Source organism: Nocardioides ginsengisoli, assembly GCF_039537225.1.
Taxonomy (GTDB): Bacteria; Actinomycetota; Actinomycetes; order Propionibacteriales; family Nocardioidaceae; genus Nocardioides; species Nocardioides ginsengisoli.
The window spans coordinates 1432-24449 of sequence record NZ_BAABAC010000050.1 but is presented as its reverse complement, the minus strand read 5'-3'; the positions used below and the strand labels follow the sequence as shown (position 1 = coordinate 24449).

18 protein-coding genes and 1 pseudogene are annotated in these 23018 nt (G+C 73.6%); 13 read left to right on the top strand and 6 right to left on the bottom strand.

Annotation, left to right across the window (positions count from 1 at the left end):
• Position 1: 1 nt before the first annotated feature.
• Positions 2-907: a LysR substrate-binding domain-containing protein gene (locus AB4880_RS25445; RefSeq protein WP_367922032.1), complete on the bottom strand. Its 906-nt coding sequence runs from the start codon at positions 905-907 to the stop codon at positions 2-4.
• Positions 908-1130: 223 nt separating this feature from the next.
• On the opposite strand from AB4880_RS25445, the gene benA reads away from it, so the two are divergent.
• The 5 genes from benA to AB4880_RS25420 all read left to right on the top strand — a co-directional run bounded on the left by benA (position 1131) and on the right by AB4880_RS25420 (position 9463).
• Positions 1131-2486: a benzoate 1,2-dioxygenase large subunit gene (gene benA / locus AB4880_RS25440; RefSeq protein WP_367922031.1), complete on the top strand. Its 1356-nt coding sequence runs from the start codon at positions 1131-1133 to the stop codon at positions 2484-2486.
• Positions 2483-3031, top strand: coding sequence for a benzoate 1,2-dioxygenase small subunit (gene benB, locus AB4880_RS25435; protein WP_379228694.1), 549 nt, complete (start codon positions 2483-2485; stop codon positions 3029-3031). Before benA ends, benB begins: the two co-directional genes overlap by 4 nt.
• Positions 3032-3070: 39 nt before the next feature.
• Positions 3071-5551, top strand: a complete 2481-nt coding sequence (gene benC, locus AB4880_RS25430; RefSeq protein ID WP_367922030.1) for a benzoate 1,2-dioxygenase electron transfer component BenC — start codon at positions 3071-3073, stop codon at positions 5549-5551.
• A gap of 23 nt (positions 5552-5574) precedes the next feature.
• Entirely contained in the window at positions 5575-8157 is a 2583-nt protein-coding gene (locus AB4880_RS25425) for a helix-turn-helix transcriptional regulator (protein WP_367922029.1), read from the top strand.
• Between the two features lie 70 nt (positions 8158-8227).
• Entirely contained in the window at positions 8228-9463 is a 1236-nt protein-coding gene (locus AB4880_RS25420) for a benzoate/H(+) symporter BenE family transporter (protein WP_367922028.1), read from the top strand.
• Here the strand turns inward: AB4880_RS25420 and AB4880_RS25415 are convergent.
• Positions 9410-9751 (bottom strand): hypothetical protein, encoded by a 342-nt coding sequence (locus AB4880_RS25415; protein WP_367922027.1) that lies wholly within the window; start codon positions 9749-9751, stop codon positions 9410-9412. The genes AB4880_RS25420 and AB4880_RS25415 overlap by 54 nt on opposite strands.
• Before the next feature lie 2 nt (positions 9752-9753).
• Positions 9754-10392, bottom strand: coding sequence for a sulfurtransferase (locus tag AB4880_RS25410; protein WP_367922026.1), 639 nt, complete (start codon positions 10390-10392; stop codon positions 9754-9756).
• Between the two features lie 62 nt (positions 10393-10454).
• Between AB4880_RS25410 and AB4880_RS25405 the strand changes: the two genes are divergently transcribed.
• Positions 10455-10913, top strand: a complete 459-nt coding sequence (locus AB4880_RS25405; RefSeq protein WP_367922025.1) for a MarR family winged helix-turn-helix transcriptional regulator — start codon at positions 10455-10457, stop codon at positions 10911-10913.
• On the opposite strand, the gene AB4880_RS25400 is transcribed toward AB4880_RS25405, so the two are convergent.
• A complete protein-coding gene (locus AB4880_RS25400) occupies positions 10903-11793 on the bottom strand; it encodes a LysR family transcriptional regulator (RefSeq protein WP_367922024.1) in 891 nt (296 codons plus the stop codon). The genes AB4880_RS25405 and AB4880_RS25400 overlap by 11 nt on opposite strands.
• 72 nt (positions 11794-11865) lie before the next feature.
• Between AB4880_RS25400 and AB4880_RS25395 the strand changes: the two genes are divergently transcribed.
• The 5 genes from AB4880_RS25395 to lon all read left to right on the top strand — a co-directional run bounded on the left by AB4880_RS25395 (position 11866) and on the right by lon (position 17173).
• The gene (locus tag AB4880_RS25395; RefSeq protein WP_367922023.1) at positions 11866-13050 is read left to right on the top strand and encodes a thiolase family protein; all 1185 of its coding nucleotides are present in this window, start codon (positions 11866-11868) and stop codon (positions 13048-13050) included.
• Positions 13050-13745: a 3-oxoacid CoA-transferase subunit A gene (locus AB4880_RS25390; protein ID WP_367922022.1), complete on the top strand. Its 696-nt coding sequence runs from the start codon at positions 13050-13052 to the stop codon at positions 13743-13745. The genes AB4880_RS25395 and AB4880_RS25390 overlap by 1 nt, the downstream gene beginning before the upstream one ends.
• The gene (locus AB4880_RS25385; protein WP_367922021.1) at positions 13742-14404 is read left to right on the top strand and encodes a 3-oxoacid CoA-transferase subunit B; all 663 of its coding nucleotides are present in this window, start codon (positions 13742-13744) and stop codon (positions 14402-14404) included. The genes AB4880_RS25390 and AB4880_RS25385 overlap by 4 nt, the downstream gene beginning before the upstream one ends.
• On the top strand, positions 14401-14679 hold the full coding sequence (locus AB4880_RS25380) for a DUF2087 domain-containing protein (protein WP_367922020.1): 279 nt from the start codon (positions 14401-14403) through the stop codon (positions 14677-14679). Before AB4880_RS25385 ends, AB4880_RS25380 begins: the two co-directional genes overlap by 4 nt.
• Before the next feature lie 79 nt (positions 14680-14758).
• On the top strand, positions 14759-17173 hold the full coding sequence (lon, locus tag AB4880_RS25375) for an endopeptidase La (RefSeq protein WP_367922019.1): 2415 nt from the start codon (positions 14759-14761) through the stop codon (positions 17171-17173).
• 107 nt (positions 17174-17280) lie between these two features.
• Here the strand turns inward: lon and AB4880_RS25370 are convergent, their stop codons facing one another.
• Both AB4880_RS25370 and AB4880_RS25365 read right to left on the bottom strand, forming a co-directional pair.
• Positions 17281-18942, bottom strand: a complete 1662-nt coding sequence (locus AB4880_RS25370) for a DNA repair helicase XPB (protein WP_367922018.1) — start codon at positions 18940-18942, stop codon at positions 17281-17283.
• Positions 18943-18973: 31 nt separating this feature from the next.
• Positions 18974-21064, bottom strand: coding sequence for a helicase-associated domain-containing protein (locus AB4880_RS25365; protein WP_367922017.1), 2091 nt, complete (start codon positions 21062-21064; stop codon positions 18974-18976).
• Between the two features lie 252 nt (positions 21065-21316).
• On the opposite strand from AB4880_RS25365, the gene AB4880_RS25360 reads away from it, so the two are divergent.
• Both AB4880_RS25360 and AB4880_RS25355 read left to right on the top strand, forming a co-directional pair.
• Positions 21317-22156, top strand: coding sequence for a PP2C family protein-serine/threonine phosphatase (locus tag AB4880_RS25360; RefSeq protein WP_367922016.1), 840 nt, complete (start codon positions 21317-21319; stop codon positions 22154-22156).
• Positions 22153-23018, top strand: a pseudogene (locus AB4880_RS25355) (hypothetical protein); the annotation flags it as partial. The gene AB4880_RS25360 and the pseudogene AB4880_RS25355, both read left to right, overlap by 4 nt.

Here is a 23018-nt window from a genome sequence, read left to right as displayed (position 1 = left end):
CTCAGCTCGTGGGGGAGGGGTGCGGGGAGAAGAAGCCGTGCCGGTCGAGGACGTCGAGCGCGGCCGCCACCAGGGACGACGGCTCGTCGGCCCGCCAGGCGAGCGAGAGGTCGATGGTCGCGGCGTCGGCGACGTCGCGGAACACCACGCCCTTGAGCTGCATGCTGCGCACCGACTCGGGCACCAGGGCGACGCCGAGGTCGGCCGCGACCAGCGCGAGCAGCGCGGCGGTGCCGGGCGCGCGGTGGGTGACCTTGGGGGAGAAGCCGGCGCGCAGGCAGCTGGAGATCATCGCCTCGTTGACCGCCGAGCGGGTGTCGGCGTAGGCGACGAACTCGTCCGCCGAGACGTCGACGACCTCGAGCGCGGGCTCGTGCGCCAGCCGGTGGTCGGCGGGCAGGGCCAGCACGAGGGGCTCCTGGAGCAGGGTGCGGGTCTCGATCCGCGGCTCGGCGACCGGGCCGCGCAGCACGCCGAGGTCGAGCCGGCCGTCGAGCAGCCGCTCGACCTGGCCGGGCGTGAGCAGGTCGGCCTGCACCTCGAGGACGACGGCCGGCAGCGCCGCTCGCAGCATCCGCGACAGCCGGGCCAGCTGGGTGAACGCGCTGGTACCGGTGAAGCCGACGCGCAGCAGCCCGCGGCTGCCCTCGGCGATGCTGCGCGCGCCGAGCACGGAGGCGTCGAGGTCGCCGAGGATCCGACGCACCTCGCGGTGGAAGAACGCGCCGGCCGGGGTCAGCTCGACCTGGCGGGTCGTGCGCGCCAGCAGGACGACGCCCAGCTCGGCCTCGAGCCGTCGCACGGCCTGGGAGAGCGCGGGCTGGGCGAGGTGGAGCCGCTCGGCGGCCTGCCCGAAGTGCAGGGTCTCCGCGACGGCGTCGAAGTAGCGCAGCTGCTTGAGATCCATCGGGTCACCTCCTCCGGGCCGGGCCGACGTGGCGGTCGTCACGTCGTGCTTCCACGCTAGATCCGGGCAATCCAGAAGCACAAAGACCAAAAGCCGTCGCATTCATAACTCACGATTATGGATCGAGCCCCGGCCCAGGCCTAGGCAAACGTCTCGTGTGACGGCCGCCACGTCGTGCTTGAGTTCCCGGCATCGTCCGACGCAGACCCACCGGGAGGACCCCATGACCGAGATGCTGGACCGGATCGGCAGCGTGCTGGCCGACGCCGTCGTCGAGGAGCCGGAGGCCGGGATCTACCGCGCCAACCGGCGGATCTTCACCGACGAGGAGGTCTTCGAGCTGGAGATGAGGCACATCTTCGAGGGCAACTGGATCTACCTCGCCCACGAGAGCCAGGTGGCCGCCCCGGGCGACTACTTCACGACGTACATCGGGCGGCAGCCGGTCGTCATCACCCGCGACAAGGAGGGCGAGCTGCACTGCCTGGTCAACGCGTGTGCCCACCGCGGCGCGATGATCTGCCGGCGCAAGACCGACAACCGGATGACGCTCACCTGCCCGTTCCACGGCTGGACCTTCCGCAACGACGGCACCCTGCTCAAGGTCAAGGACCCGGACGGCGCCGGCTATCCGGCGTCCTTCGACACCGAGGGCTCGCACAACCTGACCAAGGTGGCCCGCTTCGACAGCTACCGCGGCTTCCTGTTCGGCAGCCTCAACGCCGACGTCAGCACGCTCGCCGAGCACCTCGGCGACACCACCAAGGTCATCGACATGCTCGTCGACCAGTCGCCCGACGGGCTCGAGGTGCTGCGCGGGTCGTCGACGTACACCTACGACGGCAACTGGAAGGTGCAGGCCGAGAACGGCGCCGACGGCTACCACGTCACCGCGACGCACTGGAACTACGCGGCCACCACCTCGCGGCGCAACACCGGCGAGTCCACCAACGCCACCAAGACGCTGGACGCCGGCCAGTGGGGCAAGTCGGGCGGCGGCTACTGGTCCTACCCCAACGGCCACCTGTGCCTGTGGACCTGGGCCGGCAACCCGCAGGACCGCCCGCTGTGGGACCGGATGGACGAGCTCAAGGAGCAGTTCGGCGACGCCAAGGGCGAGTTCATGGTCAAGGGCTCGCGCAACCTGTGCCTCTATCCCAACGTCTACCTGATGGACCAGTTCTCCACGCAGATCCGGCACTTCCGGCCGATCGCGCCGGACAAGACCGAGGTCACCATCTACTGCATCGCACCCAAGGGCGAGAGCGCCGCGTCGCGCGCGTGGCGGATCCGCCAGTACGAGGACTTCTTCAACGCCTCGGGCATGGCCACGCCCGACGACCTGGAGGAGTTCCGCTCCTGCCAGCTGACCTTCCGCGCCACCGCCGCGCCCTGGAACGACATGAGCCGCGGCGCCGAGCACTGGCTGACCGGGCCCGACGAGGTGGCCAAGAGCCTCGGCATGGACGGGGTGATCTCGGCGGGTGTGAAGAACGAGGACGAGGGTCTCTACCCCGTCCAGCACGGCTACTGGCGCGACACCATGCTCGCTGCCGTCGCGAAGGAGGCGGCCAAGTGAGCGCCACCCCCGTCGCCCCGATCACCAACGCCCTCGCCGCCGAGACGGGCGGGAGGCTGATCACCCAGAACGCGATCGAGCAGTTCCTCTACCGCGAGGCCCGCCACCTCGACGACCGCGAGTTCGAGAAGTGGCTCGAGTGCTACGCCGACGACGTCGTCTACTGGATGCCCGCGTGGACCGACGACGACGAGCTGGTGCAGGACCCGCAGACCGACATCTCGCTCATCTACTACCCCAACAAGGGCGGGCTCGAGGACCGGGTCTTCCGGATCCGCACCGAGCGCTCGTCGGCGACCTCGATCCCGGAGCCGCGGACCAGCCACAACATCAGCAACGTCGAGGTGATCGAGCGCCGCGGCGACGTGGTCGACGTGCGCTTCAACTGGCACACCATGTACTTCCGCTACAAGACGATCGACCCCTACTACGGCACGTCCTTCTACACCATCGACTTCTCCGGCGAGCGGCCGCTGATCCGCCGCAAGACCGTGGTGCTGAAGAACGACTACATCCACCACGTGGTCGACGTCTACCACTGCTGAGCCCTCCGACCCTGCCGATCCCTTCGATGCGGAGCTGACATGACTGTCGACACCGAGGTCACCACCCACCAGGTCGCGCTCTCCTTCGAGGACGGCGTCACCCGGTTCATCACCTGCCGCTCCGACCAGACGGTCGCGGACGCGTCGTACCGGCAGCGGATCAACATCCCGCTCGACTGCCGCGACGGCGCGTGCGGCACCTGCAAGGCGCACTGCGAGTCGGGGGACTACGACGGCGGCGCCTACATCTCCGACGCGCTGCCGGACGACGAGGCCGCGCGCGGCTACGTGCTGCCGTGCAGCATGCGGCCGCGCTCGGACCTGGTGCTGCAGATCGCGAGCACCTCGGAGATCGCGAAGACGCGGGCCTCGTCGTACCGGGCGACGGTGGTGGGCCTGGTCCGGCTCTCGGCGACGACCGTCGAGCTCGCCGTGGAGATCCCCGACCGCGGTGAGCTGGCGTTCCTGCCCGGCCAGTACGTCAACATCGCGGTGCCCGGTACCGACGTCACCCGGTCCTACTCCTTCAGCAGCGCGCCCCACGAGGAGCGGCTGACCTTCCTGATCAAGCTCACGCCCGGGGGAGCGATGTCGAGCTGGCTGGCCGAGCGCGCGGCCGTGGGCGACGAGCTGACCTTCACGGGGCCGCACGGCTCGTTCTTCCTGCGCGAGGCGTCAGCCGGCGGGGAGCGAAGCGACCGACGCCAGACGGAGCGTCCGGTGCTGCTGCTCGCCGGCGGCACCGGCCTGGCGCCGATCCTGTCGATGCTGCGCAGGATGCGGGCCGACGGCAGCACTCGCGCGGCGCACCTGGTCTACGGCGTCAGCACCGACGAGGACCTGGTCGCGCTCGACCAGATCGCCGACGTCGCCGCCGACCTGCCGGGACTCACCTGGGACCACTGCGTGTCCGACCCGGCCAGCACCGCGCTCAACAAGGGCTATGTGACGGGCCTGATCCGCCCCGAGCACCTGTACGACGGCGACGTCGCCGTCTACCTCTGCGGACCGCCGCCCATGGTCGAGGCGGTGCGGACCCACGTCGCCGACGCGGGCATCGAGCCGACCGGCTTCTACTACGAGAAGTTCGCGCTGGCCGTGCCGGAGAGTGCCGGGGTCGTCGCGGCGCCGGTCGGGGCGGACCCCGAGGACGAGCTGCTGTTCGCTCCCGCGGCACGGGGGATAGCGGGCCAGGAGCTCTTCGCGGCGCCGGAGCCCGCGCTGGAGCAGGCGTCTGAGCCGGAGTCGCCCACGGCGGCCGACGGCTACCAGATCGGCGAGGAGCACCCCGACGTCCAGTCCTCCGACGCGATCTTCGAGGCGCGCGAGGCGCTGGAGCTGGGTGCGCTGGAGCTGACGATCGGTCGCCTCGGATCGCAGCAGCTGGCGGGCTACCGGCTGCTCGCGGAGTCGACGCTGCCGTACGTCGACGGGGAGTGCTTCGTCGACGCGGCGGCCTACACCGAGACCAATGCGGCCTTCCACGACTACCTCTTCGTGCAGACCGGCAACGAGCACCTGCTGCAGGCCTACCAGGCGCTGGGCGTGAAGGGCCGGATGGCCGAGGTGCTGCGCAACGCGACCTGGTGCCATCCGCGCTGCGCGGTCGACCACGTCGACATCGTGACGGCCTTCGAGGCCGGCGATCGCGAGGCCGCGCGCGAGCTGATCGTGGCGCACGCGGAGCGGTCGAAGCAGACCATGCGGCGGGCGATGTCCGACGCGGTGGCGGCGACGAAGCCGCGGTTCGTCACGCCCGGCCGGTTCGCCGGCAAGGTGGTCGTGGTGACCGGCGCCGCGCAGGGGATCGGCGCGCAGGTGGCACGGCGGATCGCCGCCGAGGGCGGCACGCTCGTCCTCGCCGACCGCTCCGAGCTCGTCGCCGAGCTGGCCGGTGAGCTGGAGGCGCTGCCGGTGACGTGCGACCTCGAGACGTGGGCGGGCGCGTCGGCGCTCGCGACCGCGGCCGTGGAGCGGCACGGGCGAGTCGACGTCCTGGTCAACAACGTCGGCGGCGCGATCAACTTCAAGCCGTTCACCGAGTTCAGCGCCGAGGAGATCGCGGCCGAGGTCGACCGCTCGTTGATGACGACGCTCCTCGCCTGCCGCGCGGTGCTGCCGGGCATGGTCGACGCGGGCAGCGGTGTGATCGTCAACGTCTCGTCGGCCGCGACCCGCGGCATCCACCGGATCCCGTACTCCGCGGCCAAGGGCGGCATCAACGCGATCACCGCCTCCCTCGCCCTCGAGTACGCCGACCGCGGGATCCGGGTGGTCGCGACCGCCCCCGGCGGCACCGAGGCGCCGCCGCGGCGGATCTCGCGCGGCACGCCGGAGCCGCGCACCGACGAGGAGCGCGCCTGGTTCCAGGCCCACATCGACCAGACGCTCGGGTCGTCGTTGATGGGCCGCTACGGCACGCTCGACGAGCAGGCGGCCGCGATCACCTTCCTCGCGTCCGACGAGGCGTCGTACATCACCGGCACGGTGCTGCCCGTCGCCGGCGGCGACCTCGGCTGAGGCGCAAGCCCTACGGTGGCCCTGTGAGCCCTGGCCCGCCCCTGGTGCCGACCCGGCGTCGCGCGCTCGACGACCTGGTCGGGTCCGCGGCGCGGCTGGTGCTCGTCACCGCGCCGCCCGGCGGCGGGCTGAGCACCTTCGTGCGGGCCTATGCGGAGGCCGCGCCCGCGACGCACCGGCTGCTCGCGCTGCCCTGGGAGGACGCGCCGGGCGCGGCCCTCGCGGGTCGGACGCCGGCAGCGGGCGACGTCGTGGTGCTGGAGGACGCGCAGCACGCCGATCCCGCGTCGGTGCAGGCGTTGGTCAGCGCCGCCCGGGCTGCGGACGGTCCGGTCGTCGTGCTCGGCTGGCGGGTCCCCGGCGAGGGCCTCTTCGAGAGCGTGCGGTCGGCGGCCGACACGGTCGTCGCGCTCGACCGGCTCGCCGCGCAGGACGTCGCCGCCCTCGCCGAGCAGCGCGGTCTCGTGCTGCCGGCCAGCCAGGTCGACCGGCTGCTGGCCCACGCGGACGGGCGGATGCGCCATGTCGTCGAGCTGCTCGACGAGGTGCCCGCCGCCGACTGGACCGTCTCCTTCTTCGCCCTCCCCGCACCGGCGACCGCGGCGCGTGCGGTCCGCGCGCCGCTCGCCGGGCTCGCCGACGACGGGCGCGCGCTGGTCCGCGCGGCGGCGGTGCTGGAGGCGGCCGACCGGCAGGCGCGGGCGGTCGCCGTCAGCGAGGCCGGGCGGGTCGCGGGCCTCGACGCGACCGTGGCGGCCGTCGACGACGCCGGACGGGCGGGGTTGGTGGGCGTGCTCGACGAGCACGCGATGTGGATCCGCCTGCCCGATCCCGTCGTACGACGTGCGGTGCTCGACGAGCTCGGGCCGGCCGGCCGCGCCGAGCTGCACGAGCGGGCGGCCGGTGTCGTCGTCGATCCCGCGGTCGCCCTGCACCACCGGTGGTTCGCCGCGCCGCGGCCGGACGCCGAGCTCGCCGACCGGCTCGATGAGCTCGCCTCCGAGCGAGCCCGCCAGGGCGCGTGGGCATCGGCGGCCGACCTGCTGGTGCTCGCCTCGCGGGCGAGCGTCGATGCCGAGGCCCGCGGCGCCCGGCTGGTCCGCGGCGTCGATGCGCTCGTCGGTGCGGGGGAGGTGCCGCGGGCGTCGCGCTATCTCACCGAGCTGGAGTCGCTGCGCGAGACGCCGCTGCGCAACGCCGTCCTCGGCTATCTCGCCGTGGTGCGGGGCCGCCCGGCCGAGGCGGAGAGCCGGCTCGGCCGCGCGTGGGAGCTGGTCAACCCGCGCCGCGACGCCGACACCGCCTCGCTCATCGCGCAGCGCTACGTCCTCCACCACCTGGCCCGCTGCCGTCCGCGGGAGCTCGTCGCATGGGCCGACCGCGCGATGGATCTGGTCGAGCCGTCGGCGCCGACCGCCGTCGAGGCGGCCGCGATCCGCGGGCTCGGTGTCGCGCCGGTCGACGGCATCGACGTCGCGCTCGAGGGCTACCGGACGCTGGTCGGCGAGGTGCCCGAGGGCCCGGTCGCGCAGCGGGTCACGATGGCGTCCGGCTGGCTGCACCTGGCCGCCGACGACCCCGACCGGGCGCGCGAGGAGCTCCAGAGCGCCCTGACGACGGACTTCCTGGGCGGCTCGCGGCGCATCTCGCTCTGGGCGCACGGGTGGCTGGCCCGCGCGCAGTTCCAGACCGGCGACTGGGACGACGCGATGCGCACCGCCACCGCCGGCCTGGAGATGGCGCAGCGCTCCGGGATGAGCCTGCTCGTTCCGCTCCTCGCGTGGACGCGCACCCAGGTGCTCGCGCTGCGCGGAGACTGGGAGGCGGCCGAGCAGTCGCTGCGCGTCGGTGACGCCGCCGGCCGCGACTACGAGCTGATGCGGGTCCCGGCGGCACTGGCGCGGGCGGCCTACTGCGAGGCGCGTGCCGACTACGTCTCCGTCGTGCGCGCGCTCGCGCCGCTGACCCAGCCGTGGGCGCGGGAGTGGGTCGAGCAGCCGGGCTACTGGCCGTGGCCCGACGTCTACGCCAACGCGCTCGTCCTGGTCGGGCGTGAGGACGATGCCGACGCCTTCCTCGCCCGCCACGAGGAGCGCGCCGCCGACGCCGGACACGTCTCCGCCACGGCCCGCCTCGCCTACGCCCGCGGCCGCTGGCAGGGCGTCCGGGGCGACCTCGACGCGGCGCGGCAGTCGTTCCAGCGGGCGATCGCGCTGTTGGAGCCGCTGCCGCTGCGCTACGACCGGGCGCGCGTGCACTTCGCCTTCGGCCAGACCCTGCGCCGGGCCGGGCGCCGGGCCGAGGCCGACGCCGTCATCAGCACCGCACGCGACATCTACCTCGCGCTCGGCGCCGCGACGTACGTCGCCCGGTGCGACCGCGAGCTCGCCGCCGGAGGCGTCAACGCAGCGCGCAGCCAGCGCGAGTTCGACGACCTCACGCCCCAGGAGGAGGCCGTCGCCGGGCTGGTCGCGCAGGGCCGCAGCAACAAGGAGGTCGCGGCCGAGCTCTTCCTCTCGGTCAAGACCGTCCAGTACCACCTGACCCGCATCTACGCGAAGCTCGGCGTCCGTTCGCGCGCCGAGCTCGCCGCCCGGAGGCCGTGATGACCGCAGAGGTCGCCGACGACCGGGCCGAGGCCTTCCCGTCCTGATGCGGGTCTGGTTGTCTTCCGTCATGGGGCCGAGCGCGCGGGACGTGGCGCGCGACATCGGCCCGACCGAGGTCGCCGACGGCGTCGTCGGCGCCATCTTCGCGATGACCGGGCCGGTCGCCGTCATCCTGACCGCGGCCGCCGCAGCCGGGCTCGGACCCGACCTGGTCAGCTCGTGGATCTTCGGCGTCTTCGTGCTCAACGGCGTGCTGACGGTGGTCGCCTCGTGGGCCTACCGGCAGCCGCTGGCGTTCTTCTGGACCATCCCCGGCACCGCACTGGTCGGGCAGGCGGCCACACACCTGCCCTGGTCGGACGTCCTCGGCGCCTACCTCCTCACCGGCGTGCTGCTGGTGCTGCTCGGGCTGTTCGGGCGGGTCGACCGGCTGATGGCGGCGCTGCCGACGCCGGTGGTGATGGCGATGGTCGCCGGTGTCTTCCTCGGCTTCGGCACCGGCCTGGTCGCCGCCGTCGGTACGACGTGGCGCGTGGCGGTGCCGATGGTCGCGGCGTTCGTGGTGGCGGCACTGGTCCGGCGGATCGGCGCGCTGGTGCCGCCGGTCGTCGCCGCGGTGCTCGTCGGCGCGCTCGCCGTCGTCGTCACCGGCACGGGGCGGGCGGTCGCCTGGCCCGACAGCCCGTTCGCCGCGCCCGTCCTGCAGTCGCCGACCTTCTCATGGGCGGCGATCGCCGAGCTCGTGCTGCCGCTGGCCGTGACCGTCGTCTTCGTCCAGAACGCCCAGGGGATGGCGGTCCTGGCGGCAGCGGGCCACCGCGCGCCGATGCGCTTCGTGACCGTCGCGTGCGGTCTGTGGTCGCTCCTGGCGGCCGCGGTCGGGGCGGTCAGCAGCTGCCTGACCGGCCCGACGAATGCGCTGCTGACCGCGTCCGGCCGACGCGAGCGGCACTACGCCGCAGGCATCGTCTGCGGCATCGTCGCGACCTGCTTCGGCGTCATGGCGCCGGTCGCCGTCGCGCTCCTCGGCGCGGCGCCGGCGGCCTTCATCGCCGTCCTGGCGGGGCTCGCGCTGCTCCGTGCGCTGCAGGGCGCCTTCGCGACGGCGTTCTCCGGTCCGGACGTCACCGCGCCGCTGCTGACCTTCCTGGTCACCGCGTCGGGCGTGACCGTGCTCCACCTCGGCGCCCCGTTCTGGGGGCTGGTGACCGGAGTCGTCGCGACCTGGCTCGCCGGACGCGCGGCCCGCTCAGCGCAGCGTCAGCCAGAGCCCGACGACCGTCGGCAGCAGTCCGAGCAGTAGCCACGGGCTCAGCGGCGAGCGCTGGTGGATCGCGCGCCCGGCCGCGACCGCGAGCACGCCGAAGGCGCCCGCGATGACGTTGAGCCCGATGCGTGCGGCGCTCGCCGAGGCGGGCACCTCGACGGCGGCGACGACCAGGCCCGCGGCCAGGTGGGCGATCGTGAAGACCGCGAGGGTCGACATGACCCAGCGCTGCACGTGCGTGAGCGCGCGGTCGTCGACCGGCCGGACCGGGTGCGCCGGGTCCATCAGGTGCCGCCGCCGCCGCGGCGCGGTGTCCGTGGTCATCGTCAGACCTCCACCGGCGCGCCGATCAGCGAGCCGTACTCGACCCACGAGCCGTCGTAGTTGCGTACGTCGGGCAGGTCGAGCAGCTCGTGCAGCACGAACCAGGTGTGGGCGCTGCGCTCGCCCACGCGGCAGTAGACCGTGACCGGCCTGCCGTCGAGCGCGAGCCCGGCGCCGCCGTACAGCGCGCGGAGCTCGTCGTCACCACGGAAGCTGCCGTCGTCGGCGGCTGCCTGCGACCACGGCACGTTGACCGCGGTCGGCACGTGCCCCGGGACCTGCGGCTGCTCCTGCGGGAAGTGCGCCGGCGCGAGGATCTCGCCGCTGAACTCGGCGGGGGAGCGCACGTCGACGATCTCGCGCACGCCGATGCCGGCGATCACGTCGTCGCGGAACGCCCGCAGCGCGGGGTCCGCGAGGCCGGCCGTGTAGGTGGTCTCCGGGCGGTAGGTGACGACGTCGCGACGGGGCACCTGCCGCAGATCGGTCGACCAGTCGAGGCTGGTGGAGCCGGGGATGTGGCTGACGCCGTGGGCGGCGGTGTTCTCGTCGACCTCGATCACGATCGCGCCGGGCGCGCCGGGCGCGCCGGGGCGCTGCTCGAGCCAGTCGCCGTCGACGAGGACATCGGTGCGGGCCATGGTGCTCTCCTCTTGGTTTGTGTGGCAACAGTTTGTACACCAACTATTGCTACACTAACAACATGCCCACGCCCTCCGATTCCCGTCCGCGGCTCGAGAATCCCCTGGCGCTCGACCAGCAGGTCTGCTTCGCGCTGGCCATCGCCTCGCGCAGCGTGATCGCGCTCTACCGGCCGCTGCTCGAGCCGTTGGGCCTCACGCACCCGCAGTACCTGGTGATGCTCGCGCTGTGGGAGAGCGAGCCGCTGCGCGTCTCCGAGCTGTCCCGGCTGCTCGAGCTCGACCCCGGCACGCTGTCGCCGCTGCTCAAGCGGCTCGAGTCGGCGGGCTACCTGCGCCGCGAGCGCGACCCGCGCGACGAGCGCGCGCTCGCCGTCGTCCTGACCGAGAAGGGGAGGGCCCTGCGCGACGACGCCGAGGCGATCCCGCCGGCGATCGTCGAGCGGCTCGGCATGCCCGTCGAGGAGCTGATGGAGCTGCACGGCCGGCTCACGGCGGTGATCGCCGCCGCTACCCGCTGACCAGCTCGCGCAGCACCTCGAGGGTGCGCAGCAGGTGGGGCTCGGTGCGCTCGGCGCGATGGGCGACGGCGAGCTCGACCGTCGGCGCCGGCCGCGCGAGCGGGACGTAGTCGACGCCCGCGAGCGCGAGCGCCCGCACCGGCTCCGGTACGACGGCCACGCCCAGGCCGCCGGCGACGAGCGTGATGAGCGTCGAGGTCTCGCCGACCTCGTGCCGGATCCGCGGGGTCAGGCCGGCCTCGGTGAAGAGGGTCCGGACGACGCCGTACATGGCGGATCGGCGGCCCGCCGAGTGCACGATCAGGTCGGCGTCGGCGAGGTCGCCCACCCGCAGCCAGCGCCGCCGGGCCAGCCGGTGCGTCGCGGGCACCGCGACGACGAGCCGCTCCTCGCGCAGCGGCGTCACGCTCAGTGACCCGTCGGCGACCGGCGGCCGCAGCAGGGCGAGGTCGATCCCGCCGTCGCGCAGCGCGTCGACCTGGTCGGCGACGAGCATCTCGCCGCGGAAGGCGAAGTCGACGCCCGGCAGCTCGTCGGCCAGCCGTCGCGAGAGGTCGGGCAGCAGGCTGTACGTCGCCGACCCGACGCACCCGATCGCGAGCCGGCCGACCACGCCCGCCGCCACCTGGCGTGCCTCGTCGGCGGCGGTGCCGACCTGGGCCAGGATCTCGCGAGCGCGCGCGAGGTACGCCGTCCCGGCGGCGGTGAGGTCGACCCGGCGCGTGGTCCGCTCGAAGAGGGTGACGCCGAGCTCGGCCTCGAGCCGGCGGATCTGCTGCGAGAGCGGCGGCTGCGCCATGTGCAGTCGCTCGGCGGCGCGACCGAAGTGCCGCTCCTCGGCGACGGTCACGAAGTAGTGCAGGTGGCGCAGGAGATCCATATCGGCGGTCGTCTCAAATGTGTCGAATACTGATCCTTCACAATATCAACTTCCCGACCTAACGTCGGTGCCGTGAGCTCTTACGTCTACGCAGCGGTCCGCACCCCGTTCGGCCGGTTCAACGGCGGCCTCTCCGGCGTCCGCACCGACGACCTCGGCGCCGCCGTCGTCTCCTCGGTCCTCGCCAGGGTCCCGGGCCTCGACCCGGCGGCCATCGGCGACATCGTCTGGGGCAACGCCAACGGCGCCGGCGAGGACAACCGCAATGTCGGCCGGATGGCCGCACTGCTCGCCGGCCTTCCGGTCAGCGTCCCCGCGACCACGGTCAACCGGCTCTGCGGCTCCAGCCTCGACGCCGTGATCATGGGCTCGCGCGCGATCGAGACCGGCGACGCCGACATCGTGCTCACCGGCGGTGTCGAGTCGATGACCCGGGCGCCGTGGGTGCTGCCCAAGCCCGACCGCGCCTTCCCCGTCGGCGACGTCACCGCGGTCTCGACCGCGCTCGGCTGGCGCCTGGTCAACCCGGCGATGCCGAAGGAGTGGACGGTCAGCCTCGGCGAGGCCAACGAGCAGCTGCAGGAGCGGTTCGGCATCTCCCGCGAGCGGCAGGACGAGTTCGCCGTGCGCTCCCACCAGCTCGCCCACGAGGCTTGGGAGAAGGGCTTCTACGACGACCTCGTCGTCCCGGTCGACGGCACCGAGCTGACCCGCGACGAGGGCATCCGCCCCGGCAGCACGCCCGAGTCGCTGGCGGGCCTCAAGCCGGTCTTCCGCAAGGACGGCACCATCACCGCCGGCAACGCCTCGCCGCTCAGCGACGGCGCGTCCGCCGTCCTGCTGGGCTCGGCGGCCGCCGCCGACCGGATCGGTACGACGCCGCTGGCGCGGATCGCCGGCCGCGCGGCGTACGCGCTGGAGCCGCAGTCCTTCGGCTATGCGCCGGTCGAGGCGGCCAACGCCGCCCTCGCGCGGGCGGGCATCACCTGGGACCAGGTGGGCGCGGTCGAGCTCAACGAGGCGTTCGCCGTCCAGTCGCTCGCGTGCGTCGACGCCTGGCCGATCGACCCCGAGATCGTCAACCAGCGCGGCGGCGCGATCGCCCTCGGCCACCCGCTCGGCGCGTCCGGCGGCCGGCTGATCGGGACGCTCGCGAAGGTGCTCCGCGAGAGCGGGCAGCGCTGGGGTGTCGCTGGCATCTGCATCGGGGTCGGCCAGGGGCTGGCCGTCGTCCTCGAGAACGAGGGCGATCACTGATGGCCCGCACCGCGATCCTCGAGTCGACCGACGAGGCCGTGGCCGGCATCGAGGACGGATCCACCGTCCTGGTGGGCGGATTCGGCCTCGCCGGCATGCCGTTCGACCTGATCGACGCGCTCATCCGGCAGGGCGCGAAGGAGCTCACCATCGTGTCCAACAACGCCGGCAACGGCGAGGTCGGGCTCGCCGCGCTGCTCAAGGCCGGGCGGGTGCGCAAGGTGATCTGCTCGTTCCCGCGGCAGTCCGACTCCTACGTCTTCGACGAGCTCTACCTGTCCGGCAAGCTCGAGCTCGAGGTCGTGCCGCAGGGCAACCTCGCCGAGCGGATGCGCGCCGCGGGCGCCGGCATCGGCGCCTTCTACAGCCCCACCGCCGTCGGCACGCCGCTCGCGGAGGGCAAGGAGACCCGGGAGATCGACGGGCGCACCTACCTGCTCGAGTACCCGATCCGCGGCGACTACGCACTCGTGTCCGCCCACCGCGCCGACCGGCTCGGCAACCTCGTCTACCGCAAGACCGCCCGCAACTTCGGGCCGGTCATGGCCGCCGCGGCGACCACGACCATCGCCCAGGTGAGCTCGGTCGTGCCGACCGGCGAGCTCGACCCCGAGGCTGTCGTCACGCCGTCCATCTACGTCGACCGCGTCGTGTGCGTCGAGGCCCGCCACTACACCGTCCAGGGAGCACGATGACCATCGAGAACCTCGACCGCGGCCCGCTGTCGATGGACGAGCTGGCCGAGGTGATCGCGGGCGACATCCCCGAGGGCTCCTTCGTCAACCTCGGCATCGGCCAGCCCACCAAGATCGCCGACCACCTGCCGGCCGAGCGGGGCGTCATCCTGCACACCGAGAACGGCATGCTCGGCATGGGCCCGGCCGCCGTCGGCGACGAGGTCGACGCCGACCTCACCAACGCCGGCAAGGTGCCGGTGACCGAGCTGCCCGGTGCGTCGTACTTCCACCACGCGGACTCGTTCGCCATGATGCGCGGCGGCCACCTCGACGTCTGCGTCCTCGGCGCCTACCAGGTCGCCGCCAACGGCGACCTCGCCAACTGGCACACCGGCAAGGCCGACGCCATCCCGGCCGTCGGGGGAGCGATGGACCTCGCCATCGGCGCCAAGGACGTCCTGGTGATGATGGGCCTCTTCGGCAAGGACGGCTCGCCCAAGCTGGTCCCGACCTGCACCTACCCGCTCACCGGCGTCGGCTGCGTCAGCCGGGTCTACACCGACCACGGCGTGTTCGAGGTCGGCGGCCCGGAGGTCGTGGTGCGCGCGACCTGGGGGATCTCGGTCGCGGAGCTGCGTGACCGGCTGGGGATCGCGCTGGTAACAAGGGAGGCGTGACCTCCGACGACGACAGCCAGGTGCTGCGGCGGTTCTTCTCCGCCGAGGGCCGGCTGCTCGACATGCCCACCCGCCACGCGAAGCGCCGGCTCGTGCTCGACCACGTCGCCCAGCGCTTCGAGCCGGGCCGCCGCTACGACTGGCGCACCGTCGACGCCCTCCTCAAGGAGGTCTACGACGACCACGCCGCCCTGCGCCGCTACCTCGTCGACGACGGCTTCCTGAGCCGCGAGGGCGACGTCTACTGGCGCAGCGGCGGCTCGGTCGACTTCTGAGCCCCCGCGTCCCGGAAGTTCCCCGGTTCGCCCGTGGCGAACGCCGGAACAGGCGGGCCGTCGTCGGCATTGGAGGGGCATGACGAACCCGATCCAGCTTCCGGTGCTGTTCCTCTCCGATGTGGTGGTGCTCCCCGGGATGGTGGTCCGGGTCGAGCTCGACGAGCCCGCCCGAGCCGCCATCGACGCCGCCCAGATGCTCAATGGGCCAAGCGCGCCTTCGGTGCCTGAGGGGGCGGCAAGCCGCCAGACGGGCGCCTCTCGGCCCGCGGCCGGTGCTTCCCGCGAGTCCGGCAAGGCCGCTCAGGTCCTGATCGCACCGCGCTTCGAGGACCGCTACGCGTCGTACGGCGTGGTGGCCACCGTCGAGAAGGTCGGCCGCTTCTCCGGCGGCGAGCCGGCCGCCGTGCTCAAGGCCGGTGGCCGGGCCCGCATCGGCAGCGGCGTGACCGGTCCGGGCGCGGCCCTGTGGGTCGAGGTCGAGCCGGTCGACGGCGGCGCCGTGGACGACGAGGTCCGCGCGCTCGCCGAGGACTACCGCAAGCTCGTGGTCGGCCTGCTCCAGCGCCGCGAGGCCTGGCAGGTCGCGGACCAGGTGACCCGCATCGACGACCCGGCCGCGCTGGCCGACACGGCCGGCTACGCGCCGTACCTCTCCGACGACCGCAAGCGCCGGCTGCTCGAGACCCCCGAGGTCCGAGAGCGCCTGCGGCTGCTGGTCGAGTGGACCCGCGACGTCGTCGCCGAGTCCGAGGTCAGCGACAAGATCGACGCCGACGTGCGGGAGTCGCTGGAGAAGTCGCAGCGCGAATACCTGCTGCGCCAGCAGCTCGCCGCGATCCGCAAGGAGCTCGGCGAGGGCGACCCCGAGGGCAGCGACGACTACCGCTCCCGGATCGAGGCGGCCGACGTCCCGGACGCCGTCCGTGAGGCGCTGCTGCGCGAGCTCGACAAGCTCGAGCGCTCCAGCGATCAGAACCCCGAGGCGGGCTGGATCCGCACCTGGCTCGACACCGCGCTCGACCTGCCGTGGTCGGTGCGCACCGAGGACGACACCGACGTCGTCGCCGCGCGCGCCGTCCTGGACGCCGACCACCACGGCCTCGACGAGGTGAAGGACCGGATCACCGAGTACCTCGCCGTCCGTGCCCGCCGCGCCGAGCGCGGACTGGAGGTCGTCGGCGGTCGCGGCTCGGGTGCCGTCGTCCTGCTGGCGGGGCCTCCGGGCGTCGGCAAGACCTCGCTCGGCGAGTCGGTGGCACGGGCGCTCGGCCGCAGGTTCGTGCGCGTCGCCCTCGGTGGCGTGCGCGACGAGGCCGAGATCCGCGGCCACCGCCGGACCTACGTCGGCGCGCTCCCCGGCCGCATCGTGCGGGCGATCAAGGAGGCCGGCTCGATGAACCCGGTCGTGCTGCTCGACGAGGTCGACAAGGTCGGCTCCGACTACCGCGGCGACCCGGCGGCAGCCCTGCTCGAGGTCCTCGACCCCGCGCAGAACCACACCTTCCGCGACCACTACCTCGAGCTCGACCTCGACCTGTCCGACGTGCTCTTCATCGCCACCGCCAACGACGTCGGCTCGATCCCCGCAGCGCTGCTGGACCGGATGGAGCTGGTCTCCATCGACGGCTACACCGAGGAGGACAAGGTCGCCATCGCCCGCGACTTCCTCGTGCCGCGCCAGCTCGAGCGGGCCGCCCTGGCGGCCGACGAGGTGACGATCAGCGACGAGGCGCTGCGCGAGATCGCCGCCAACTACACCCGCGAGGCCGGCGTGCGCCAGGTCGAGCGGCTGCTCGCGAAGGCGTTCCGCAAGGCCACCGCGCGGCTCGCCACCGGCGACGTCGCGCGCGTCGACATCGGCGTCGATGCGCTGGTCGACCTGATCGGCCGGCCGCGGTTCACGCCCGACGTCGCCGAGCGGACCTCGGTCCCCGGCGTCGCCACCGGCCTCGCCGTGACCGGCATGGGCGGTGACGTCCTGTACGTCGAGACCTCCGTCGCCGCCGGCGAGCCCGGCCTCACCGTCACCGGCCAGCTCGGCGACGTGATGAAGGAGTCGGCGCGAATCGCGCTGTCGTGGGTGCGCTCGCACGCCGACGAGCTCGGCATCCCGGGGGCGGCCTTCGAGCGGTCGATCCACGTGCACTTCCCGGCGGGCGCCGTACCGAAGGACGGGCCGTCGGCGGGCGTCACCATGGTCACCGCGCTCGTCTCGCTGCTGACCGGTCGCCCGGTCCGCTCCGACATCGCGATGACCGGCGAGGTCACCCTCTCCGGCCGGGTGCTCCCGATCGGCGGCGTGAAGCAGAAGCTGCTCGCCGCCCAGCGGGCCGGCGTCGCCGAGGTGTTCGTCCCCGAGCGGAACCGGCCCGACCTGGACGACGTCCCGGCCGAGATCCTGGAGCGGCTGACCGTCACCCCGGTGGGCGAGGTCACCGAGATCCTCGCCCGGGCGCTGGTCGCGGCGCAGGAGGGTGTCGCCGCGGCCTGAGCGGACGCACTCCCGTCCGCTCCACAACGGCGGGGGCCACCTGTTCTCCACAGGTGGCCCCCGACTCGTGCCCGCCCGGCTGCGGCGGCGCTGGTCAGCCGCCGGGCTCAGGTGCCGGCGAGCTCGTCACCCGCATCGACGATCCGGTACGCGTAGCCCTGCTCGGCCAGGAAGCGCTGCCGGTTCTGGGCGAACTCGGCGTCGACGGTGTCGCGCGCGACGATCGTGTAGAAGTGCGCGATCTTCCGCTCGCCGTCCGGGCCCGGGTCGCCGGGGCGGAGCAGGCGGCCGAGGCGCTGCGCCTCCTCCTGGCGCGAGCCGAACGACCCCGACACCTGGATCGCGACCTCGGCGGTGGGCAGGTCGATGGAGAAGTTGGCGACCTTCGAGACGACGAGCAGGCCGATCTCGCCCGAGCGGAAGGCATCGAACAGGCGCTGGCGCTCCTTGACCGGGGTCTGGCCGGTGATCACGGGCGCGTCGAGGGCGGTGGCGAGCTCCTCGAGCTGCTCGAGGTACTGGCCGATCACCAGGGTGGGCTGGCCGGCGTGCCGGGCGACCAGCGAGCGGACGACGCCGACCTTCTCGGGCGTGCAGGCAGCCAGCCGGTAGCGCTCCTCCGGATCGGCGGTGGCGTAGGTCATCCGCGACACCTCGGGCAGTGAGACCCGCACCTCGATGCAGTCGGCCGGCGCGATCCAGCCCTGGGCCTCGATGTCCTTCCAGGGGGCGTCGTAGCGCTTGGGGCCGATGAGGGAGAAGACATCGCCCTCGCGGCCGTCCTCGCGCACGAGGGTCGCGGTCAGGCCGATCCGCCGGCGGGCCTGCAGGTCGGCGGTCATCCGGAAGATGGGGGCCGGAAGGAGGTGCACCTCGTCGTACACGATGAGTCCCCAGTCGCGCGCGTCGAAGAGCTCGAGGTGGGGATAGACGCCCTTCCGCTTGGTCGTGACGACCTGGTACGTCGCGATGGTGACCGGGCGGATCTCCTTGACGGTGCCGGAGTACTCGCCGATCTCGTCGGCGGTCAGCGACGTCCGCCGCACCAGCTCGTCCTTCCACTGCCGCGCGCTCACGGTGTTGGTGACCAGGATCAGCGTGGTCGCCTTGGCGTGGGCCATGGCGGCGGCGCCGACCAGGGTCTTGCCCGCGCCGCAGGGCAGGACGACGACGCCGGAGCCGCCGTGCCAGAACGACTCCGCGGCGTCGGCCTGGTAGTCGCGCAGGGTCCAGCCGTCCTCGGCGAGCTCGATCGGGTGGGCCTCGCCGTCGACGTACCCGGCGTAGTCCTCGGCCGGCCAGCCGAGCTTGAGCAGCGCCTGCTTGAGGTTGCCGCGCTCGGAGGGATGGACCGCGACGGAGTCCGGGTCGAGCCGGGCGCCGAGCATGCCGGCGACCTTCTTGGCGCGCAGCACCTCCTCGAGCACGGGGCGGTCGGTCGAGGTGAGCACGAGTCCGTGGGTCGGGTGCTTCTCCAGGCGCAGCCGGCCGTAGCGGGCCATGGTCTCGGCGACGTCGACGAGCAGGGCATGCGGGACGGCGTAGCGCGAGTAGGTGAGCAGGGTGTCGACGACCTGCTCCGCGTCGTGCCCCGCAGCCCGGGCGTTCCACAGCCCGAGCGGCGTCAGCCGGTAGGTGTGGATGTGCTCCGGCGAGCGCTCCAGCTCGGCGAACGGGGCGATGGCCTTGCGGCACTCGAGCGCCTGCGGGTGGTCGACCTCGAGCAGGAGGGACTTGTCCGACTGCACGATGAGGGGCCCGTTCGTCACCGCACGAGTCTAGATGCCCGGTGGGCGGGTGCTAGGAGCCGACGGGGACGACGCGGCTGATCCGGTGCACGGCGTAGCGGCGCTCGGCGTCGAGGTCGTCGGCCTCGGCGTCCGCGTCGCGGGCGGTGAGCTGGCCGCCCTCGACGACGAGGGGGCAGACGGTCCGCTCCGAGACCACGCCCTGGTTGTCGGTGAACCCGATGAGGACGGCGCCGCGGCGCTCGATCGCGTCGCGCAGCGCGGAGAGCACACCGCCGCCGGCCATCGACGCCGACGCCGGCCGGGAGCGCGCTGCCTCGTCGCCCTCGCGCAACGTGCTCACGGCGGCGGCGACCTGCGCCGACTGGCGGGCGGCGGCCCGGGCGGCGTCGGCGACCTCGCGCGTCCGGGGGGTCCGGGCGCGCAGCGACTCGGGCGCGCCGACCCGGACGACCCCGTCCGGGCCTTCGACGACCGGGGCGACGCCGAGCTCGCGCAGCCGGGGAAGCAGGATGTCGATGGAGACGGTGGAGACGAGGACGGTCGGTGCGATCCGCTGGAGTCCGAGGGCGCCCGCCTTGGGGTGGTTGACGAGGGCGGCGAGGGCGGCCTCGTCCTCGGACCGGACGAAGGACGACGCGACGCCGACCCGCAGCCGGCCGAAGCTGCGGACGACGTCGTCGATGAGATAGCTGAGCGGCTGGGGCACCGGCGTCCGCGAGGCGGCGAGGACGAAGGCATGCAGCTCGGCCGCGGTCCAGCCGGCGTCGAGCGCGCGTCGTACCGAGTCGGCGGTGAAGCGGTAGACGGTGGCCGCGCCGTGGGAGTCGACGTCGGCGACCTGCTGGAGCCGGCGGGCCAGGTCCGGCTCGAGGGGCCCGGGGGCGACGGCGGTGAGGTCGGCCTGCAGCAGGACGTGGTCGACGGGCGGCGGGAGCAGGTCGGCCAGGGTAGGGGTGGGGTCGTCGCCGTCGAGCAGCACCCGCGCGTACGACGCCAGCGCGTCGGCGCCGGTGAGCCCGAGGACCGCCGCCTCGGCGACGGCCCAGGCGACGAGGTCCGGCCGGGTCCGGGGACGGCGGGGCCGGTCGTAGGCGATCCGGGCGACGAGCGAGGGGCGGCCGGTGCCGGCGGCGAGCCCGTGTCCGTTGGGCAGCTCGGCGAGCACGCCGAGCGCCATCGTCTTCGCCTCCGGCATCCCCGCGGCGGACAGCTCGGGCGTGAGCGCGTTCCAGGGCTTCTGGTCGGGGCCGCGCTCGCCGACGAGCGAGGGCAGCCGCGGACTGCCGAGCCACGCGCGGGCCAGGGCCGTCCAGCGCTCGGCGGTCGGCAGCTCGCGCCAGTGGTCGAACTCCACGGTGGGGACCCAGACCGCGTTGCCGTCGGCGTCCGCCCGGGTGCCGATCAGGCCGGCCTCGTGGGCGACCTCGATGATGAGCGCCGCCTCGCCCTCGCCGACCTGCAGCTGGGCGGCGGTGGCGCGCAGCTCACGGACGCCGAGCCCGGTGGTGCGCAGGGCGGCGGCCGGCCGGGTGCCCCATCCGTCGAGGAGCAGCTCGGTCCGCCGGACGAACTCGGTCGCGGCGCCCAGGGCCGCGCTGACCGCCAGCCGCGGCGAGCGCTCCTCGGAGGCGACGCGGGGCGCGACGTCGACCGGCTCGGTGGTGGTCCGGCCGCCGCGCAGGGCGAGTCCGACCTCACCGGGTACGACGAGCAGCCCGGGCAGCAGCGAGCCGCCGGGGAGCAGCAGGCGGTGGGCGATGAGCAGCTCGGCCGGTGTCTCCGCGTCCTCGGGGGAGAGGCCGATGCGGGCGCTGCCGGACTGCGCCGTACCGCCCTCGGCGACGACGTGGTCGAGCAGCGCGCGGGCCTTCTCGGGCAGCGTGTCGAGGATCGCGACGATCTCGTCGGCGGGGCGCGGCGACGCCGAGCGCGGGCGGAGTCCGCTGACGCCGGCCTCGGGTCCGCCGATCATCGCGTCGGAGACGACGCTGAGCGGACGCAGGCCCTCGGGGGAGTCCCAGGCGAGCGCGAGGTCGCGCAGGCGGGCGATTACCGCCATGACGTACGACGGCTCGGCGTCGACGATCGCGACGAGTTCCCGATCCGTGGTTTGGCCGGCCACCACGAGGGCATCAAGCACCGAAAGCTCGCCTCGGGTGAGGCCGTCGAGCGCGCGTGCGATCGAGTTCCTCACCGCGGCGCGCGAAGCGAGTTGTCCGAAGTCGTGAGGGGCAGGGGTGGCCAGGTCGGGACGTTCGATGAGCAGGCGTCGGATCCGCTCGTCCGGCCACGACCGCAGTTGGTCGGCCAGCGACCGGTGTCCACTCGGTCCCGCTCCCACGAGGGCAACGCTACCGACGGTCGTCGCGTGCACGGCGGGAGCCTGCGCCGGATGACCCACGTCGAGCTCCACCACGGGGCCGCCACCGACGTCGGGCTGGTCCGCCAGGTCAACGAGGATGCCTTCCTCGCCGACTCCCCGGTCTTCGTCGTCGCCGACGGGATGGGCGGGCACGACCGGGGCGACATCGCCAGCTCGTTCGTCGTCCAGGAGTTCAGCCGGCTCAGCCCGGGGAGCTACGACGTCGAGCGCGGGACGTCCGTCGTCGACGCCACCTTCCAGACCGTCCAGGACCGCCTCCTCGCCTACGACGCCGAGCAGCGCGCCGCCGGCGCGGGCGACACCTTCGCCGCCGGCACCACCGCCGTCGTCGCCCTCCTCGTCGCCGCGTCCGACGGACCGCGCTGGCTGCTCGCGAACGTCGGCGACTCTCGCATCTACCGCTTCACCGACGGTGAGCTGGAGCAGATCAGCGTCGACCACAGCGTCGTCCAGGAGCTCGTCGACGCCGGTCGGCTCACGCCCGCGGCGGCCGCCGTCCACCCGAGCCGCAACATCATCACCCGCGCCCTCGGCGGCGCCGCGATGCCGAGCAGCGTGAGCGGCGCGGCCGACTACTTCCTGCTGCCGCTGGCCGCGGCCGAGCGCCTCGTCTTGTGCTCCGACGGCGTGAGCGGGATGGTGGACGACCCGGGCATCGCCGCGATCCTCGCCCGGTACGACGACCCGCGCGACGCGGCCGACGCACTGGTCGCGGCCGCGGTGGCCGCGGGCGGCCACGACAACGCGACGGCCGTCGTGGTGGATGTGGTGGGATTGGCGCACGAAGATCCGTACGACCCGGCCGCGCAGCGACTGAGTCTGGAGCAGAAGTTGGGAGCACTCCCATGAGCGAGATCGCGAACGGCGCCGCCGGCGCCTGGTCCTACCGCGCGGGTGGCTGGTACGCCGTGTTCGGCAGCAACGCCGTCATCGTCCTGCCCGCCTCGCAGAAGGACCAGGTGGTCGGGCTCTGGGCGCTGGTCGACGGTGGCGCGGGCTTCGACGAGGTCCTCGACGGGCTGCTCGCCGCGGGCCTGAGCAAGATCCCCGGCTTCGTCCTCGCCGGCATCGACGCCGGTCGCTTCCTGCTGCGCGGCGACGGCGTCGTCGCGACCTTGACCACCGGCGCCGGTGACTCCGCGGAGACCGTCACGGTCGACGGCGCGCAGAGCCACACCTGGGTCGAGCGGGCTGTCGAGGGCGTGACCGCGCTCAGCATCAGCCTGCCCGCCGCCGAGACCGACGAGGGCACCGTCGACTTCCCGATCGACACCGGTCTGGTCCGGGTCGGCCGGATCGACCGCCCCGCCGTCTCCGGAGCGCCCGCCGCCGCCCCGCCCGCCGCCGAGCCCGCCGCCGCGGCGGTCGTGGCCGGCGCCCACCTGGCCGAGGAGCCTGCGCCCGCGCCCCTCGATGAGCCCGCGCCCTTCGACGAGCCCGCGCCCGTCGAGGAGCCGGCCGCGTTCGACGACAGCCCGGCGACCGAGGTCATGGAGGCGATCCCGGACGACATCCCCGACCCGCTGACCGACCCGATCGGCGAGGCGCCGAGCGAGCCGGCTCCCGAGGGATGGGTCACGCCGTGGGACGAGCCCACCGGGCCGCCGCCGTCGATGCCCGCGCCGTCGGTGCCGCCGCCCTCGATGCTCCCGCCGCCGCGCCTGCCGCCGCTGCCGTCGGACCTCCCGCCCGTGCCGCCGACCCCGCCGCC

What these genes read in the sequence shown, in the direction of transcription:
- AB4880_RS25415 (WP_367922027.1), bottom strand. Translation starts at nt 9,751, where the DNA reads ATGACCACGGACACCGCGCCGCGGCGGCGGCGGCACCTGATGGACCCG.
- benA (WP_367922031.1), top strand. Translation starts at nt 1,131, where the DNA reads ATGACCGAGATGCTGGACCGGATCGGCAGCGTGCTGGCCGACGCCGTC.
- AB4880_RS25405 (WP_367922025.1), top strand. Translation starts at nt 10,455, where the DNA reads ATGCCCACGCCCTCCGATTCCCGTCCGCGGCTCGAGAATCCCCTGGCG.
- AB4880_RS25390 (WP_367922022.1), top strand. Translation starts at nt 13,050, where the DNA reads ATGGCCCGCACCGCGATCCTCGAGTCGACCGACGAGGCCGTGGCCGGC.
- AB4880_RS25420 (WP_367922028.1), top strand. Translation starts at nt 8,228, where the DNA reads ATGGGGCCGAGCGCGCGGGACGTGGCGCGCGACATCGGCCCGACCGAG.
- AB4880_RS25400 (WP_367922024.1), bottom strand. Translation starts at nt 11,793, where the DNA reads ATGGATCTCCTGCGCCACCTGCACTACTTCGTGACCGTCGCCGAGGAG.
- benC (WP_367922030.1), top strand. Translation starts at nt 3,071, where the DNA reads ATGACTGTCGACACCGAGGTCACCACCCACCAGGTCGCGCTCTCCTTC.
- AB4880_RS25410 (WP_367922026.1), bottom strand. Translation starts at nt 10,392, where the DNA reads ATGGCCCGCACCGATGTCCTCGTCGACGGCGACTGGCTCGAGCAGCGC.
- AB4880_RS25385 (WP_367922021.1), top strand. Translation starts at nt 13,742, where the DNA reads ATGACCATCGAGAACCTCGACCGCGGCCCGCTGTCGATGGACGAGCTG.
- AB4880_RS25445 (WP_367922032.1), bottom strand. Translation starts at nt 907, where the DNA reads ATGGATCTCAAGCAGCTGCGCTACTTCGACGCCGTCGCGGAGACCCTG.
- lon (WP_367922019.1), top strand. Translation starts at nt 14,759, where the DNA reads ATGACGAACCCGATCCAGCTTCCGGTGCTGTTCCTCTCCGATGTGGTG.
- AB4880_RS25360 (WP_367922016.1), top strand. Translation starts at nt 21,317, where the DNA reads ATGACCCACGTCGAGCTCCACCACGGGGCCGCCACCGACGTCGGGCTG.